Raw genomic sequence first — 14600 nt, forward strand, 5'->3', positions numbered from 1 at the left:
CAGGTTGCCTCAAGAGCCCGTCAGCTCGGTATCGGTCTCGGGGTTGTCGGGGGTGTCGGGGCCGCCTTCCAGGCCGTTGGTCTGGCTGGCGTCGCCGTAGTCGCCGCGGATGCCGGCGCCGTCGCCCATGTTCTGCTGGGTGCTGCTGGGCGTGGCGCCGGGCTGGCCCGATGCGGGGGAGCCGGTGGAGTCAGGTGCCGCGTCGGGGGTGCTGTTGACGGTGGCCTCCTGCTCCGATTCCTGGTCGGGCGTGGCGGAGCTGGGGGCGAAGTCGGGCCGGGGGTCGGTGGGGTTCTGCGTGGGGTCGGGCATGAGAAAGAAGAAGGAGGATGAAAGAATGCGCGGCGGCCCGCAGGCGCCACGGTTGGGTTTACGGCGGGGGGCGCCCACGGTTGGGCGCGGCGGTTTGCGCGGCGTTCACCATCTTAGCAGTTCCCATTCACTTTCAGCCCCGAGCCTGCCGCCGTGTCCGACGCCGCTACCGATTTCTACCACCAAAAAACCGAAGCCGAATTGCGGTTTCTCATCGAGCACCCCGAATATTACCAGCCCGATTTGATTGAGTCGGCCCGGCGCGAATTGCGCCGGCGGGGCCTGCTGCAGGTGCAAATGCCCGCTCTGGAACCACAAAATCTGGAGGCGCCCGCCAGTGTGGCCCGCGCCGGCCGCGGCGTCAATTTTCTCAACCTGGCCCTGGCCGCGCTGGTGCTGGGCCTGGGCTATTATTATTACGCCCGGCAGCAGCGCGGCGGGGGCGTGCAGGCCGTAGCGGCCTCGGCCAAACCCAAGCCGGTGCCCCGGCTCACGGAGGTGCCCACCTCGGCCATTCCGACCTACGACGTGGCCGGCGTGGTGCGCCGGCAGCTGGCCACGGTGCCGGCCCGCGAAAAAACCAACGAAGAGCACCTGCGCCAGTTCCGGGAGCTGTGCAAGCGCTTTTGGGCGGCCGAGACGCAAACCGAATACCTCACCGGCCAAGCCCACGCGGGCAAAGCCGGGCCCATGTTTGCCGAACAAACCCTGGTGGCCCGCCAAAGCTGGCACGAGTGGAACCGCGCCGCCGTGTATCACTTCAAGTTCGGCCCCGTGATGGCCAACCAGATGGACCGCATGCGCGAGGCCGCCAGCAGCCAGCAGCACATTCTGGAGCAGTTCCCCGACCTGCTGCCCAACAAGCGCTTCCTCAAAGACCGGGAGCTAGTGGCCCGCGAAGCCGACGTGCAAGACTGGCTGAAAGACGTGCTGCCCACCTCGCCCGTCACCGGCAAGCCCTACAAGGCCACCGTGCTGACGGCGAAATTCTAAGCAAAACGGGTTTTGGCGGGTTGAATGACGCCGCTGCGCCGCGATGGCTCCCAACCAACTGGCAAAGTGGCCGGTTTGCCAAGGTGGCGCGCTCCTTGCCGCGTCTGGCCTCACATGGAAGCACCCGCCCCCGAGCCCGAACCCGGCTCCACCGCTGCCCTCGCCGCCCAACTCTTCGCCCAAAAGCCCGAAGCCGAGCTGCTGTACCTGGCCCAAAACGCCGCCCGCTACCCGCCGGCCGTGGGCGCCGCCGCCGTGGCCGAGCTCAAGCGTCGAGGCCTGCTGCCCGAAGCCGCTGCCCCCGTTCCGCCGCCCCCGGCCGAGGAACCCGAAACCTGGGGCCAGCTGCTGGGCCAGTTGCTGCGGGGCCTGCTCATTCCGTCGCGGCGCTTCCTGGCCACGCCGCTGCTGCTCGACGCCACGCTGCTCATGTTTGGGCTGATGGTGCTCAGCGGCGTGTCGGCCTCGGCGCCCACGGCCCACCAGCTGGTGGTGTGGGGCTCCAACGTGTCGGGGCTCACGCTGCACGGGCAGCCGTGGCGCCTGCTCACCTACCAGTTTGTGCACGCCGGCCTCTCGCACCTGCTGCTCAATATGTTTTCGCTCTGGCTGCTGGGGCTGCTGGTAGAAGACCGGGTGGGCCCTTGGCGCCTGCTGCTGGTGTACCTGGCCAGCGGCGTGGGCGGCGGGCTGGCCAGCCTGTGGTGGCACACCGGCGGCATCAATTCGGTAGGGGCCAGCGGGGCCATCTTCGGGCTCTACGGCTTGCTGCTGGTGCTGCTGGTTGGCAAAAAGCTGGTGCTCGACAAGTCCGACCGCCGCGCCATGCTGGGCCTGGTGCTCTACCTCGTGCTCAGCAACTTGATTTCGGGCATCACCGGCAACATCGACAACGCCGCGCATGTGGGCGGGCTGGCCACGGGGCTGCTGGTGGCCGGCCCGCTGGCACTGGTGGGGTTGAAAAAGCTCAATTAAGCGTGCAACCGTCTCTACACTAGCTCACCGTGGGCGGGTTCGGGTAGGGGTTGGGTTCGCCGCCGGCCAGTTGGCTCACCATGTCGTCGAGAATGGATTTGCTGTAGCCGATGCGCATGGCGTATTCCTGGCACAGGCCGTACTCGCGCGCGTCGAGCTGCCCATCCTGCAGCATCATCTGCACCAGGGTTTGCAGCTCCAGGGTGCGCTGCAGGCCCTCGGCCGGCACAATGAAGCTGAGCACCCCCAGGTTGTCGGCAATGGGCATCACTTCCTCGGGCTTCAGGCCAAGCTTGTTGCCAATTTGCAGCAGGAAGTCGCCTTCTTCGGTGCTCAGCTGGCCATCGGCGGCGGCCACCAGCACCAGGTTCTGAAAAAACGCGAGTTTCTTTTGGGGCGTATTCAGCACGTCTTCGAGCGAATGAGTTTCGGGCATTGCGGTGGGTCTTTTGTTCAATGAAGGGCCAACTCTCTGCCGAGAGCGGCTTCTTTCAACGAGGCCCTGCCCGGAAGGTTCGCGGCCCGGGAGCACCCCTGCACCGCCCGCAGCCAAACCTTTTGCGGGCGTTGACTTTTGTGTTGCCACTTCTTTCTATTCCCCACAGCTCTTTCATGCAAGCCCTTCAGCTCGACGCCATCCACCAGCCCGCGGCCGTCCGCGACGTGCCCACGCCCACGCCGGGCCCCGGCGAAATCCTGGTCCGGCTCCACGCCGCCGCCCTCAACCACCGCGACGTCTGGATTCAGAAAGGCCAGTACGGCGGCATCAAGTTGCCCTGCACCCTGGGCGCCGACGGCGCCGGCGAAGTAGCGGCCCACGGCCCCAGTGTGCCCGCCGATGCCCCCGCCCTTGGCGCCCGCGTCCTCATCTACCCCGGCCTGCGCTGGGGCCATAATCCGAAAGCGCAGGCCAAAGACTTCGTGGTGCTCGGCATGCCCGACCCCGGCACCTTTGCCGACTACATCGCCCTGCCCGCCGAATACATCCGGCCGCTGCCGGGCCACCTCAGCTACGAGCAGGGCGCGGCGCTGCCGCTCGGCGGCCTCACGGCCTATCGGGCCGCCTTCAGCCGCGCCCAGGTGCAGGCCGGCGAGCGGGTGCTGGTGACGGGCGTGGGCGGTGGCGTGGCGCTGCTGGCCGCGCAGTTTTGCGCCGCTCGCGGGGCCGAAGTCTGGGTCACGTCCAGCTCCGACGACAAGCTGGCCCGCGCGCAAGTCCTGGGCGTGAAAGGCGGCATTAAGTACACCGACGACAATTGGGTGAAAACGCTGGTGCAGCAGGCCGGTGGCCCGTTCGATGTCATCATCGACAGCGCCGCCGGGCCCGCGTTCAATGCCCTGCTCGACGCCGCCGCGCCGGGCGGGCGCATCGTGTTCTACGGCGGCACACTGGGCGCCATTCCGGACCTGCCGCCGGCCAAAATATTTTGGAAGCAGCTCAGCGTGCTGGGCTCCACCATGGGCTCGCCGCAAGATTTTGACGATATGCTGGCGCTGGTGACCGAAAAGCAACTCGTGCCGGTGGTAGACGAGGTGTTCCCGCTGGCCGAGGGCGAGGCGGCGTTGCGCCGCATGGATGCCGGCGCCCAGTTCGGCAAAATCGTGTTACAGATGGGGTGAACAGGCACCCGGCAGGACGTTTGGAAAGCCTTGTAATTAGCGGCGAAAATCGGCCTTTACGGGAATGAAAACGGCGTTTTTGGGGTTAACCTATTACGCTGATATTCCGCTAAAAACCAGCCCGTTTCCACGTATGAAATCTGCCGCCGAATACCTCAAAGGTCATGTGTTTGAAGCCCGTCGCCCGCGCCGCGAGCTGCAGCCCGTGGTGGCGCACGCCGACGCCGTGCAAGCCATTGAGCAAGCCCTGGCCGACGCCGAAAAATACCGCTACCTGCTGATGCGCGCCCTGCGCCATCACGACGATGCCCAGCCCACTGCGGCGCCCGCCCGCCTGGCCGACATTCGGCCGGCCTTCCCGGCCACCGAGGCCCCGGTGCTGCCCATGTACCCGGCGCTGGCCGCTTAGGTCGGATTTAAGATTGCACCAAAAAGCCGCTTTCGTCAGAAAGCGGCTTTTTTTAGGATTGCTCGTTGCGTCCCTGGGCCACGCGTCGGGCCAGGTCGGCCGCTAAATCGGCAGCCTGCTGCCGGATTTCGGGCACGGCCGTCGACTCAAAATAGGCCGGACGGCGGCTGGGGCCCAAGGTGAAAAGGGTGGTGGACACCACGCCGTCGGGGCCGCGCAGGGCGCCGTGGGCGTCGGTGAGCATGCCCAGGCCCAGCGGGTCGGCGGCGAGCTGGCCGGCGTCGCGCAGGCTCATCACCAGCGGGTCGGAGATGCGGCCGTAGTCGAGCAGGGGCCCGGCGCAGCACACCACGTGCCGGGCCGTGAGCCAGGAGCCGGCCGCGCCGTGGGGCCGCACGCGCACGTCGAGGTGGTCGCCGGCGGGCCGGATTTCGCGCACCGTGCCCACTTGCAGGCGCACCAGGCCGGCGGCGGTGAGGCGGGCCAGCGCCTGGGCGTTTTGGGGCGGGCTGCGGTGCCGCGTCACGGCCCACAGCCCCGCCAGGTGGCGCAGAAAGCGGCGCTGCTCCACCAGCGGCCACGCGCCCCAGATGCGGCCCAAATCAGGCCGCAGCGAATCGAGGACCGGCTGCCAGCCAATGCCCTGCGCTGCCGCCATCCGCAGGTGCCGCTTGAACACGGCCAGCACGCCCGTGACCGTGTTTTCCGAAGCCAGCTCGGCGTAAAAGCTGGGATATGGGTGCGCCACGGGGCCGTGGGCGCTGGGCCAGCGGCCGTGCCGGGCCACCACGGTCACGGGCGCGCGGTGCCCGTCCTGGTGCAGGGCCAGCAGCACGTCCACGGCCGTCAGCCCCGAGCCGATGAGCAGCACGTCGTCGTCGGGGTCGATGCGGCGCAGGTTGCCCACGGCCCAGGGGTCGGTGTGGTAGCCGGGGTGGTGGAGGTAGCGGTGGTCGGGCCCGGCGGGCGGCGGGGGCGGGAAGTTGCCCAAAGCCAGCACCACGTAGTCGCTGATGATTTCGGTGCCGTTGGCCAGCAGCACCTTGCGGCGGTTCGGGCCCAGCTGCCGCGCCGTCACGGCCCGGGAGTTGTGCCACAGCACGCGCGGCGCGGCGGCCGTGGGCGCCAGAGCCGCGCTCAGCTCCTGGTGCAGGTAGCGGCCGTAGGCGGCGCGGGGCGCAAAGTCGGGCACGCCGGCGGCGCTTTCGGGCTGGGTGCTCAGCCAGTCGGCGAAATGAGTGGGAGCCTCGGGGTAAAGGCTCAGCGCGCCGGGGCGCACATTCAGCAGATACTCGGGCCGGCGGGCGCTGTAGGCAAGACCCGGGCCCGGGATTTCCCGGGGTTCAATGAGGTGGATTTCGGCCTGCTGCAAGCCGGGCTGCTGCCGCAGTTGCAGCGCCAGCGTCGTGCCCGCAAAGCCGCCGCCCACGATGGTAATGACGGGACGGGAGGAGTGGGGCACGGGCGGGTGGGGAGTGTAAGGGACAAAGCAATAACCAAAGAACGTCATGCTGAGCGCAGTCGAAGCATCTCTACTGCGTGAGTAATTGATTACTCCAGCACGCGAGATGCTTCGACTGCACTCAGCATGACGGGCTTAAAAGGTTTCTACATATACCGCCCCGGCACCAGGTAGTTCTGCACGTAGTCTTGAATGCCGTCTTCCAGGCGGGTAAACGGCTGGTCGTAGCCGATGCTTTTGAGCTTGCTCATGTCGGCTTCGGTGAAGTACTGGTATTTGTCGCGAATGTCCTCGGGCGTGTCTTTGAACTGGATATCGGCCGTGCGGCCCAGCGCCTGGAAGGTGTTGAGGGCGAGGTCAAGGAAGGTGCGGGCCTGGCCGCTGCCGAGGTTGTAGATGCCGGAGTGCGTGCGGTGGTGCAGCAGGAAATAGCACACTTCCACCACGTCCTTCACGTACACAAAGTCGCGCATCTGCCCGCCGTCGGTGTAGTCGGGGTGGTGCGACTTGAACAGCATCATCGAGCCCGTTTGCTGAATCTGGTGGAAGGCGTGGAATATCACCGAGGCCATACGGCCCTTGTGGAATTCGTTGGGCCCGTACACGTTGAAAAACTTGAGGCCGGCCCAGAAATAGGGCTTTTCGGGTTGGGCCAGGGCCCAGTTGTCGAAGTCGTTCTTGGAGTCGCCGTAAGGATTGAGTGGGCGGTAAAGCGGAAACAGGGCCTCGTCGGTGTCGGAGTAGCCCAAGGTGCCGTCGCCGTAGGTGGCGGCCGAGGAGGCGTACACCAGCGGCAGGTTGTATCGCACGCAGGCCTGCCACATCTGCTTGGAATAGTTCAGGTTCAGCACGTCGAACACGGCCGGGTCCATCTCGGTGGTATCGGTGCGGGCGCCGAGGTGGAAGATGAACTCCACCTGCTCGTGGTTGGCGTCGAGCCATTCGAAGAAGGTTTCGCGGTCCACGTACTCGCGCAGCTTTTTGCCCTGGATGTTGGGCAGCTTTTTTTCAACCGAGAAATTATCCACCGCCACCACGTCGTTGAAATTGGCGGCGTTGAGGCGGGCGACTAGGCAGCTGGCAATAAAGCCGGCCGCGCCGGTGACTACTATCATAAGGTTCGGGCTTGAGGACGGGGCAAAGGTAAACCGACGCGCCGGGTAGCGCCGCTACCTTTGCCGCATGCGTTTCCTGCTCCTGCTTTTACCGCTGGCCTGGCTGGCGAGTTGCCAATCCGATTCCCGGCCGGCCGGTCCCGTGGCCGTACGCGACGGCCTGGGCCGCGCCCTCAGCCTGCCCGCACACCCGCGGCGCGTGCTGGCCCTGGCCCCCAGCATGACCGAAATGCTCTACGCCGTGGCCGACACGGCCACCGTCGTGGCCCGCTGCCCGCAGGATAATTATCCCACCGCCGTGCTCCAAAAGCCCGTCGTCAACAACTACCCGCTCGACCTGGAGCGCCTCGTCACGCTGAAGCCGGAAGTGGTGTTCACCGTCGAAGGCATCACGTCCGTCGACGACGCCAAGCGGTTGCAGGAGCTGGGCATTCCGGTCTATTACATGCGTTTCCGCAAGGTGGAGGACGTATTTACGGGCCTGGAGGAGCTGGGCCGCCTGCTGGGCCGCCCGGCCCAGGGCCACCGCGTGGCCGACTCGCTGCGGCGGGAGCTGAAGACGCTCATTGCCGCGCCTGACCCCTCCCGGTCCCGCACCCCGCCCCGCGTGCTGGCCATCACCTGGCAAGACCCCATTTATTGCTACGGTCAGAATACGCTCTTCACCGACGAAATCCGTCTGGCCGGAGGCCAAAACGCCGTTACCGAAACGTTCCCGCAGCCCTACCCGGCCCTGACGCGCGAGTACATCCTCAAACTCAACCCCGACGTGCTGCTGGGCGGGCGCTTCTGGCAGCTGGATAGCACCTTTTTTGGGCGCTACCCGGAGCTGCGCCGCATGGAGGCCTATCGCACCCACCGCGTGTTCCCCATCACCGGCAACTTGCTGGAACGCCCGGGGCCGCGCGTAGTAGAGTCGGTGCGGGAGCTGCAAACGCTGATGAGAATTCCGCCGGCCCTTTCCGCCATCAAAGGCCCCCGCTGATGCCTGCCCGCCATCCGCTTTTGTGGCTGATAATCGGCCTGCTCCTCGTGCTGGCGCTGGTGGTGCTGGGCCTGCGCGTGGGCAGCTACGCCACGTCCTACGGCTTCATCCTGAATACCTTCCAGCACTACGACCCCGTCGACCCTGCCCAGCTCGTGCTGGTGCAGCTGCGGCTGCCGCGCCTGCTGCTGGCCCTGCTGGCCGGCGCCAGCCTGGCCGTGAGCGGCTACCTGCTCCAAACCCTGGTCACCAACCCCTTGGCCGACCCCTACCTGCTGGGCACGGCGTCGGGGGCTTCGCTGGGGGCCATTGCCAGCTACGTGCTGGTGCCGTCGCTCACGCTGGCGGGCGTGTACCTGCCGCCGGTGGCCGCATTGGTGGGGGCCTTGGGGGCCACGCTGCTGGTGGTGGCGCTGGGCACGCGGCGGGGACGCATTTTGCCGGCGCCGCTGCTGCTGGCAGGCGTGGCGGTGGGGGCGCTGGCGACGGCGCTGGGCAGCCTGCTCACGTTCATGGCCTCGCCCGAGGGCAGCCTGCGCAGCGTGGTGTTCTGGGCGTTTGGCAGCTTCGAGCGGGCCGGGTGGAGCGTGTTGCCCTATCCGGCGGCGGCGCTGGGCCTCAGCCTGTTTGCGCTGGCTTTTCTGCAAAAAGACCTGAACCTGCTGCTGCTGGGCGAGGAGCGGGCGGCCGCCCTGGGCCTGCCGGTGGCGCGGCGGCGCTGGCTGCTGGTGGGGCTGGCGGCCGGCCTCACGGGGGGCGTGGTGGCGCTGTGCGGGCCGGTGGGCTTCGTGGGCCTGCTGGTGCCGCACCTCACGCGGGGCCTGCTGGGCGCCACGGGGCGCTACAATCTGCTGTTTTGTGCGGTGCTGGGCGGCGGCTTTCTGCTGGCCTGCGACCTGCTGGCGCGGCTGCTCTACCCGCCGGCCGGGCTGCCCGTGGGCCTCGTCACGGCCCTGTTCGGGGTACCCTTCTTCGTATATTTGCTGCGGAAAACCACGTAGTTGTCAGTTGTTAGTTGTCAGTTGTTAGGAGCGTATTGCCTCCTATTAAGACTAACAACGGGCAACTAGCAACTGACAACTAGAATGATATACATCAGCCGCCAGGAACATTTCAACGCCGCCCACAAGCTCTACAACCCCAAGTGGAGCGAGGAGCGCAACCGCGAGGTGTTCGGCCCCTGCGCCAACACCAACTGGCACGGCCACAACTACGACCTCATCGTGACGGTGAAGGGCGACCCCGACCCCGAAACCGGCTTCGTGGTCGATTTGAAGGCCCTTTCCGACCTGCTGCGCACGCACATCACCGACCAGGTCGACCACAAAAACCTCAACCTCGACGTGCCTTTCATGGCCGGCCAGATGGCCAGCACCGAGAACCTGGCCATTGCCTTCTGGCAAATCATCGAGCGCGAGCTGCCCGCCATCACCCAAGCCCGCCTGCACTGCGTTAAACTCTACGAAACGCCGCGCAACTTCGTGGAATATTACGGCGGCTAGCCATCAGCGAACAGTTATCAGTTGACAGTTAGCAGTTGTCCGGAGCCGCTTCGCTTCGGATAAGTGCAACGGAAACGATAACGGCAAACTGCTCACTGATACCTACTAACTGATAACTGTTTTAATGAAATACTACTTGATAGCCGGCGAACGGTCGGGCGATTTTCACGCCGCTCACCTCATGCGCGAGCTGCGCCTGCAGGACGCAGAAGCGCAGTTCCGCTTCTGGGGCGGCGACATGATGGAGGCCGAGGGCGGCGAGCTGGTGCGCCATTACAAAGAGCTGGCCATCATGGGCTTTGTGGAAGCAGCCACCAGCGTCCTCAAGTTTCGCGGCTACCTCAAGCAGTGCCAGCAGGACATCCTCGCCTTCAAGCCCGACGTGTTGATTCTGGTGGACTACGCCGGCTTTAACCTGCGCATGGCTCGCTTTGCCAAAGAGCACGGCATCAAGGTGTTCTACTACATCTCGCCCAAAATCTGGGCCTGGAACCAGGGCCGCGTCGAGAAGGTGAAGGCCTACGTCGACAAGATGTTTGCCATCCTGCCGTTTGAGCGGGAGTTCTACGCCAAGTTTGGCTACGAAATCGACTACACCGGCAACCCCACCGCCGACGCCGTGGCCGAGTTTCAGCCCACCACCGACTTCTACGAGCGCAACCGCCTCGACCCGGAGCGGCCCATCATTGCGGTGCTGCCGGGCTCGCGCAAGCAGGAAATCGAGGAGATGCTGCACGAGATGATTGCCATCTTGCCCGGCTTTCAGGAGTACCAGTTTGTGGTGGCCGGCGTCACCAACCTCGACCCTAACTACTACAAGCACTTCCACCGCAACGGCATTCGTTTCGTGTTCGACCAGACCTTCGACCTGCTGGCCCACGCCACGGCGGCACTGGTCACGAGCGGCACGGCCACGCTGGAAACCGCCCTGTTTGGCGTGCCCCAGATTGTGTGCTACCGCACCAGCCTGCTGAGCTATACCATTGGCAAGATGGTGATTAAGGTGCCATACATTTCGCTGGTCAACCTCATTGCCGGGCGCGAAGTGGTGAAGGAGTTGATTCAGGGTAACTTCAACGCCCGCAACCTGCTCGACGAGCTGCGCACGATGCTCACCGATGCCGATTACCAGGCCCGCATCAAGGCTGGCTACGCCGACATCCGGGAGAAGCTGGGCCAGCAGCAGGCCGCCCGCAAAACGGCCGAGCTGATGGTGAAATACCTCAAAACCGCTTAGCGCCGCGGCCCGTCGGGGCCGCCGTGTGAGCGGGCTTATCCAACGCCGCGCCTCGGAGCTTGCTTCGGGGCGCGGCGTTTTTGTGGGCGGCGGGAGCGCCCGGAGAGGCAGCCGATTCGAATTGCTCATTGGTCGATTGGGCACTGCCCAAGCACGGGCACGGGTTATATTTGCTACTTCCACCCCAATCCGTTGATTTAGAATGAAGCAACCGTACCAGCCCCGGCCGGCCACCCCACAGTCACCCGCTTGTTCGTCGGCCCGCAAGGGGGCGGCGCGCGTGGGCCTGCTGCTGCTCGCGCTGTTGGGCCTCTCGGCGGCCGCTCAGGCCCAGCAACTCGATTCGCCGTTTTTCCGGGCTGATGCCGAGGCCAAGGCGGCCGCGGCCGCTTCGCCGCTGTCGGCGGCTTTGTTTCATGCCCAGCCGCTGACGCTGGACGTGGCCGGCCTGCGCACCGCCCTGGCCACCGCGCCCTCCGAAACCCAGGCCGGTGCCGCCCCACTGGTGCTGGCGCTGCCGCTGCCCAACGGCCGCCTGGGCCGCTTTGCCGTGCGCAACGCGCCCGTGATGGCGCCCGACCTAGCCGCGCACTTCCCCGATATCACCACTTATGCGGGCGTGGGCCTCGACGACCCAGCCGCCACCGTGCGCCTCGACCTGACGCCCGCCGGCTTCCATGCCCAGGTGCTCACCGGCAACGGCAACAGCTTCTACATCGACCCCGTGAGCCGCACCGATGCGCGGCATTACCTCGGCTTTTACAAGAAAGACATGAACCGCGCCGCGGCCGGTTCGGCTCTGGTGTGCGCCTTCGACCCCAAAAAGGACGGAGCCAAGGCCAAAGCGGCCCGCTCGGTGGCCACCATTGCCCAGCGCACGGCCAGTGTGCTCTCGAGCGGCCCGCAGCTGCGCACCTACCGCCTGGCCCTGGCCTGCACCCCGGAGTATGCCGCGACCAAAGGCAACACCGTGGCCGGCGTTATGGCCGGCGAAGTCACCACCGTAAACCGCGTGGTGGGCGTGTATGAAAAAGAGCTGGCCGTGCGCATGGTGCTCATCCCCAATAATAACCAGCTGATTTTTCTGAACGGCGGGACGGCACCGCCCGTGCCCTACACCAACAACAACGGCGACCTGATGCTGGACCAGAACAAGACCAACATCAACACCATCATCGGGGTGAACAACTACGACATCGGCCACGTGGTGAGCACCGGCGGCGGCGGCGTGGCCTACTTGGGCGTGGTGTGCGACAACGCCGATAAGGCGCGCGGCGTGACGGGCTCGCCGAGCCCCGTGGGCGATGCTTTCGACATCGACTACGTGGCCCATGAGATGGGCCACCAGTTTGGCGGCAACCACACCTTCAACAACGACAGCAACGGCAGTTGCGACGGCAACCGCAACGCCAGCACGGCCTACGAGCCGGGCTCGGGTTCCACCATCATGGCCTACGCGGGCATTTGCGGCCCCTCGAATAACCTGCAGCCGAACTCAGACGCCATTTTTCATACGGCCAACTATCAGGAAATGCGTGCCTTCATCGACGGTACCACCTGCAGCGTGAATTCGGCCACTGGCAACACCGCCCCCGTGGTGACGGCCGTGCCCGCCAGCGGTAAAGTGCTGCCCATCGGCACGCCCTTCAAGCTCACGGCCAGTGCCACCGACGCCGAAAACGACGCCCTGACCTACATGTGGGAAGAGCTGGACCTGGGTCCTTCGGGCTCGCCCAACGCCACCCAGGTGCCCGGCCAGACCATTCCGCTGTTTCGCTCCTTCGTGCCCAGCGCCGACCCCACGCGCTATTTCCCGCGCCTGCCCAGCCTGCTGAACAACACCACGGTGATAGGCGAGCGCCTGCCCACCGTGACGCGCCCCCTCAACTTCCGGGTAACCGTGCGCGACCAGCACAGCGGCCCGGTGGGCGTCATTGGCGGCGTGAACTATAGCAGCACCGTCAGCCTGAGCAGCAGCGCCGCGGCCGGCCCCTTCGTGGTGCAGTATCCCAACGCGGCCGTGACCTGGACCGGTGGCGCCGCCCAAACCGTGACCTGGGACGTGGCCGGCACCAACGCGGCCCCGGTGAGCTGCGCCGTGGTCAACGTCCGCCTCAGCCTCGACGGCGGCCTGACCTACCCCACGGTGCTGGCCCAAAACGTGCCCAACAACGGCTCGGCCGTGGTGGTGGCGCCCAGCCCCACCACGACGCAGGCGCAGGCCCGCCTCATGGTGGAAGCCGCCGATAACTACTTCTTCGACATCTCGGATGCCAACTTTACCATTTCGCCGCCCGCAGTGGGGCCCACCATCACCAGCTTCACGCCCACGGGCGGCCTGGCCGGCACGGTGGTTACGGTGCTGGGCTCCAATTTCACGGGCGCCACGGTCGTGGCCTTCAACGGGACGCCGGCGGCTAGCTTCACGGTGGTATCGGCTACGCAACTCACGGCCACGGTGGCGGCGGGCACCACCACGGGCCCCCTCGCCGTGACGGCGCCCACTGGCACGGGCACCTCGGCAACGCCGTTTGTGGTGGGTGCGCCGCCCGCCATCACCAGCTTCACGCCCACCAGCGGCACCGTTGGCACGCCGGTGGTCATCACGGGCACCAACTTCACGGGCGCCACGGAGGTGCGTTTCAACAACGTAGCGGCCGTGGCGTTCACCGTGAACTCGGCCACGCAGATTACGGCCACGGTGCCGACGGGCGCCACCACGGGCCCCCTCGCCGTGACTACGCCGGTGAACACGGCCGTTTCGACCAGCCCGTTCACGGTCATTCTGCCGCCCACTATCACCTCGTTCTCGCCGTCGGCGGGACAGCCGGGCACGGTGGTGGTGGTCACGGGCACCGGCTTCACGGGTGCCACGCAGGTCACGTTCAACGGCACCGTGGCGCCGGTGTTCACCGTGAATTCGGCCACCCAGATTACGGTGACGGTGCCCACCGGTGCCACCACCGGCCCCGTGGCCATCACGGCCACCGGCGGCACGGGCACGTCGTCGTTCAACTTCAACGTGCAGCCCGTCAACGACGCCTGCGCCAGCGCCATTGCCATTACCTGCGGCCAGACCGTGACGGGCACCACCGTGAACGCGAGTGACGTGGGCGACCCCACCGGCACCTGCGTGGAAGACATTGACGCGGGCGGCGTGTTCTACACCATTGTGGGCACGGGCACCAACATCACCGTCTCGACCTGCAACGCCGGTACCGACTTCGATACCAAGCTGTTTGTGTACGAAGGGGCTTGCGGCGCTTACGTGTGCGTGGCCGGCAACGACGACGGCCCGTCCTGCAACCTCAACGGGGGCGTATCGTCGGAGCTCACCTTTATGGCGGCGGCGGGCACCACGTACCGCATTTTCGTGACCGGCTTCAACGGCGAAGAAGGCACGTTTGTGCTGCGTGCCACCTGCTCTGCGCCGGCGCCCACCATCGCGCAGCTCTCGCCTAATAGCGGCCCGGTGGGCACCACCGTTACCATCACCGGCACCGATTTCACGGGTGCCACGGCGGTGCGTTTCAACGGCCTGCGGGCCACTTACACGGTGAATTCGGCCACCCAGATTACGGCCACGGTGCCCACCGGCGCCACCACCGGCGACGTATTTGTGGCCACGCCCAACGGCGCCAGCAACGGCAGCCCCTTCACCGTAACGGCCATTTCGGCCACGGCCAATGCCAGCAAAAGCGAGTTTAGCGTGTGGCCCAACCCCATTGCGGCCAAAGGCACCTTGCACCTCACGCTGGCCTTGCCCGCCAAGTCGGCCAGCCTCACGCTGCGCAACGTGCTGGGCCAACTCGTGAGCACCCGCACCTTCAGCGGCAGCACCGCCGAGCTGTCGACGGCCGGCCTGGCCGCCGGCACCTACCTGCTCACCGTGCACACGGAAGGCCGCGCGCCCAGCGTGCAGCGCGTGGTGGTGGAGTAATGTCAATTAAGAACTAACAATCAAGAATTAAAAATGCCCGCTTGACGATT

General features: G+C 66.1%; 13 protein-coding genes. 9 read left to right on the forward strand and 4 right to left on the reverse strand.

The annotated features are described in order from the left end of the window. Positions 1-9 precede the first annotated feature (9 nt). A complete protein-coding gene (locus JAO73_RS20805) occupies positions 10-312 on the reverse strand; it encodes a hypothetical protein (protein WP_190927239.1) in 303 nt (100 codons plus the stop codon). A gap of 153 nt (positions 313-465) precedes the next feature. On the opposite strand from JAO73_RS20805, the gene JAO73_RS20810 reads away from it, so the two are divergent. Next, on the forward strand, positions 466-1305 hold the full coding sequence (locus JAO73_RS20810) for a hypothetical protein (RefSeq protein ID WP_198979190.1): 840 nt from the start codon (positions 466-468) through the stop codon (positions 1303-1305). Positions 1306-1419: 114 nt separating this feature from the next. After that, on the forward strand, positions 1420-2280 hold the full coding sequence (locus tag JAO73_RS20815) for a rhomboid family intramembrane serine protease (RefSeq protein WP_198979191.1): 861 nt from the start codon (positions 1420-1422) through the stop codon (positions 2278-2280). A 19-nt stretch (positions 2281-2299) separates the two neighbouring features. Here the strand turns inward: JAO73_RS20815 and JAO73_RS20820 are convergent, their stop codons facing one another. Beyond that, positions 2300-2716, reverse strand: coding sequence for a TerB family tellurite resistance protein (locus JAO73_RS20820; RefSeq protein WP_198979192.1), 417 nt, complete (start codon positions 2714-2716; stop codon positions 2300-2302). A 176-nt stretch (positions 2717-2892) separates the two neighbouring features. On the opposite strand from JAO73_RS20820, the gene JAO73_RS20825 reads away from it, so the two are divergent. Then, complete coding sequence (locus tag JAO73_RS20825; protein WP_198979193.1) at positions 2893-3900, forward strand: zinc-binding dehydrogenase; 1008 nt, start codon at positions 2893-2895, stop codon at positions 3898-3900. Between the two features lie 133 nt (positions 3901-4033). Next, positions 4034-4309, forward strand: a complete 276-nt coding sequence (locus JAO73_RS20830) for a hypothetical protein (RefSeq protein WP_190927228.1) — start codon at positions 4034-4036, stop codon at positions 4307-4309. A gap of 52 nt (positions 4310-4361) precedes the next feature. Here the strand turns inward: JAO73_RS20830 and JAO73_RS20835 are convergent, their stop codons facing one another. Together JAO73_RS20835 and rfaD are read right to left on the reverse strand one after the other, a co-directional pair. Continuing rightward, positions 4362-5771: an FAD/NAD(P)-binding protein gene (locus JAO73_RS20835; RefSeq protein WP_198979194.1), complete on the reverse strand. Its 1410-nt coding sequence runs from the start codon at positions 5769-5771 to the stop codon at positions 4362-4364. A gap of 146 nt (positions 5772-5917) precedes the next feature. Continuing rightward, the gene (gene rfaD, locus JAO73_RS20840; protein ID WP_198979195.1) at positions 5918-6886 is read right to left on the reverse strand and encodes an ADP-glyceromanno-heptose 6-epimerase; all 969 of its coding nucleotides are present in this window, start codon (positions 6884-6886) and stop codon (positions 5918-5920) included. Between the two features lie 67 nt (positions 6887-6953). Here rfaD and JAO73_RS20845 point away from each other — a divergent pair, with 67 nt between their 5' ends. From JAO73_RS20845 to JAO73_RS20865, 5 genes are all read left to right on the forward strand, one after another. Continuing rightward, positions 6954-7871: an ABC transporter substrate-binding protein gene (locus tag JAO73_RS20845; protein ID WP_198979196.1), complete on the forward strand. Its 918-nt coding sequence runs from the start codon at positions 6954-6956 to the stop codon at positions 7869-7871. After that, positions 7871-8872, forward strand: a complete 1002-nt coding sequence (locus JAO73_RS20850; RefSeq protein WP_198979197.1) for a FecCD family ABC transporter permease — start codon at positions 7871-7873, stop codon at positions 8870-8872. The genes JAO73_RS20845 and JAO73_RS20850 overlap by 1 nt, the downstream gene beginning before the upstream one ends. Positions 8873-8956: 84 nt before the next feature. Then, on the forward strand, positions 8957-9373 hold the full coding sequence (locus tag JAO73_RS20855; RefSeq protein ID WP_198979198.1) for a 6-pyruvoyl trahydropterin synthase family protein: 417 nt from the start codon (positions 8957-8959) through the stop codon (positions 9371-9373). A 124-nt stretch (positions 9374-9497) separates the two neighbouring features. After that, complete coding sequence (lpxB, locus tag JAO73_RS20860; protein ID WP_198979199.1) at positions 9498-10610, forward strand: lipid-A-disaccharide synthase; 1113 nt, start codon at positions 9498-9500, stop codon at positions 10608-10610. Between the two features lie 202 nt (positions 10611-10812). Next, a complete protein-coding gene (locus tag JAO73_RS20865) occupies positions 10813-14550 on the forward strand; it encodes a choice-of-anchor Z repeating domain-containing protein (protein WP_198979200.1) in 3738 nt (1245 codons plus the stop codon). The last annotated feature ends 50 nt before the right edge of the window (positions 14551-14600 follow it).

This window comes from Hymenobacter miniatus (assembly GCF_016427455.1).
Lineage (GTDB): Bacteria > Bacteroidota > Bacteroidia > Cytophagales > Hymenobacteraceae > Hymenobacter > Hymenobacter armeniacus.

What these genes read in the sequence shown, in the direction of transcription:
- JAO73_RS20805 (WP_190927239.1), bottom strand. Translation starts at nt 312, where the DNA reads ATGCCCGACCCCACGCAGAACCCCACCGACCCCCGGCCCGACTTCGCC.
- JAO73_RS20855 (WP_198979198.1), top strand. Translation starts at nt 8,957, where the DNA reads ATGATATACATCAGCCGCCAGGAACATTTCAACGCCGCCCACAAGCTC.
- JAO73_RS20850 (WP_198979197.1), top strand. Translation starts at nt 7,871, where the DNA reads ATGCCTGCCCGCCATCCGCTTTTGTGGCTGATAATCGGCCTGCTCCTC.
- lpxB (WP_198979199.1), top strand. Translation starts at nt 9,498, where the DNA reads ATGAAATACTACTTGATAGCCGGCGAACGGTCGGGCGATTTTCACGCC.
- JAO73_RS20830 (WP_190927228.1), top strand. Translation starts at nt 4,034, where the DNA reads ATGAAATCTGCCGCCGAATACCTCAAAGGTCATGTGTTTGAAGCCCGT.
- JAO73_RS20820 (WP_198979192.1), bottom strand. Translation starts at nt 2,716, where the DNA reads ATGCCCGAAACTCATTCGCTCGAAGACGTGCTGAATACGCCCCAAAAG.
- JAO73_RS20865 (WP_198979200.1), top strand. Translation starts at nt 10,813, where the DNA reads ATGAAGCAACCGTACCAGCCCCGGCCGGCCACCCCACAGTCACCCGCT.
- JAO73_RS20815 (WP_198979191.1), top strand. Translation starts at nt 1,420, where the DNA reads ATGGAAGCACCCGCCCCCGAGCCCGAACCCGGCTCCACCGCTGCCCTC.
- rfaD (WP_198979195.1), bottom strand. Translation starts at nt 6,886, where the DNA reads ATGATAGTAGTCACCGGCGCGGCCGGCTTTATTGCCAGCTGCCTAGTC.
- JAO73_RS20845 (WP_198979196.1), top strand. Translation starts at nt 6,954, where the DNA reads ATGCGTTTCCTGCTCCTGCTTTTACCGCTGGCCTGGCTGGCGAGTTGC.
- JAO73_RS20825 (WP_198979193.1), top strand. Translation starts at nt 2,893, where the DNA reads ATGCAAGCCCTTCAGCTCGACGCCATCCACCAGCCCGCGGCCGTCCGC.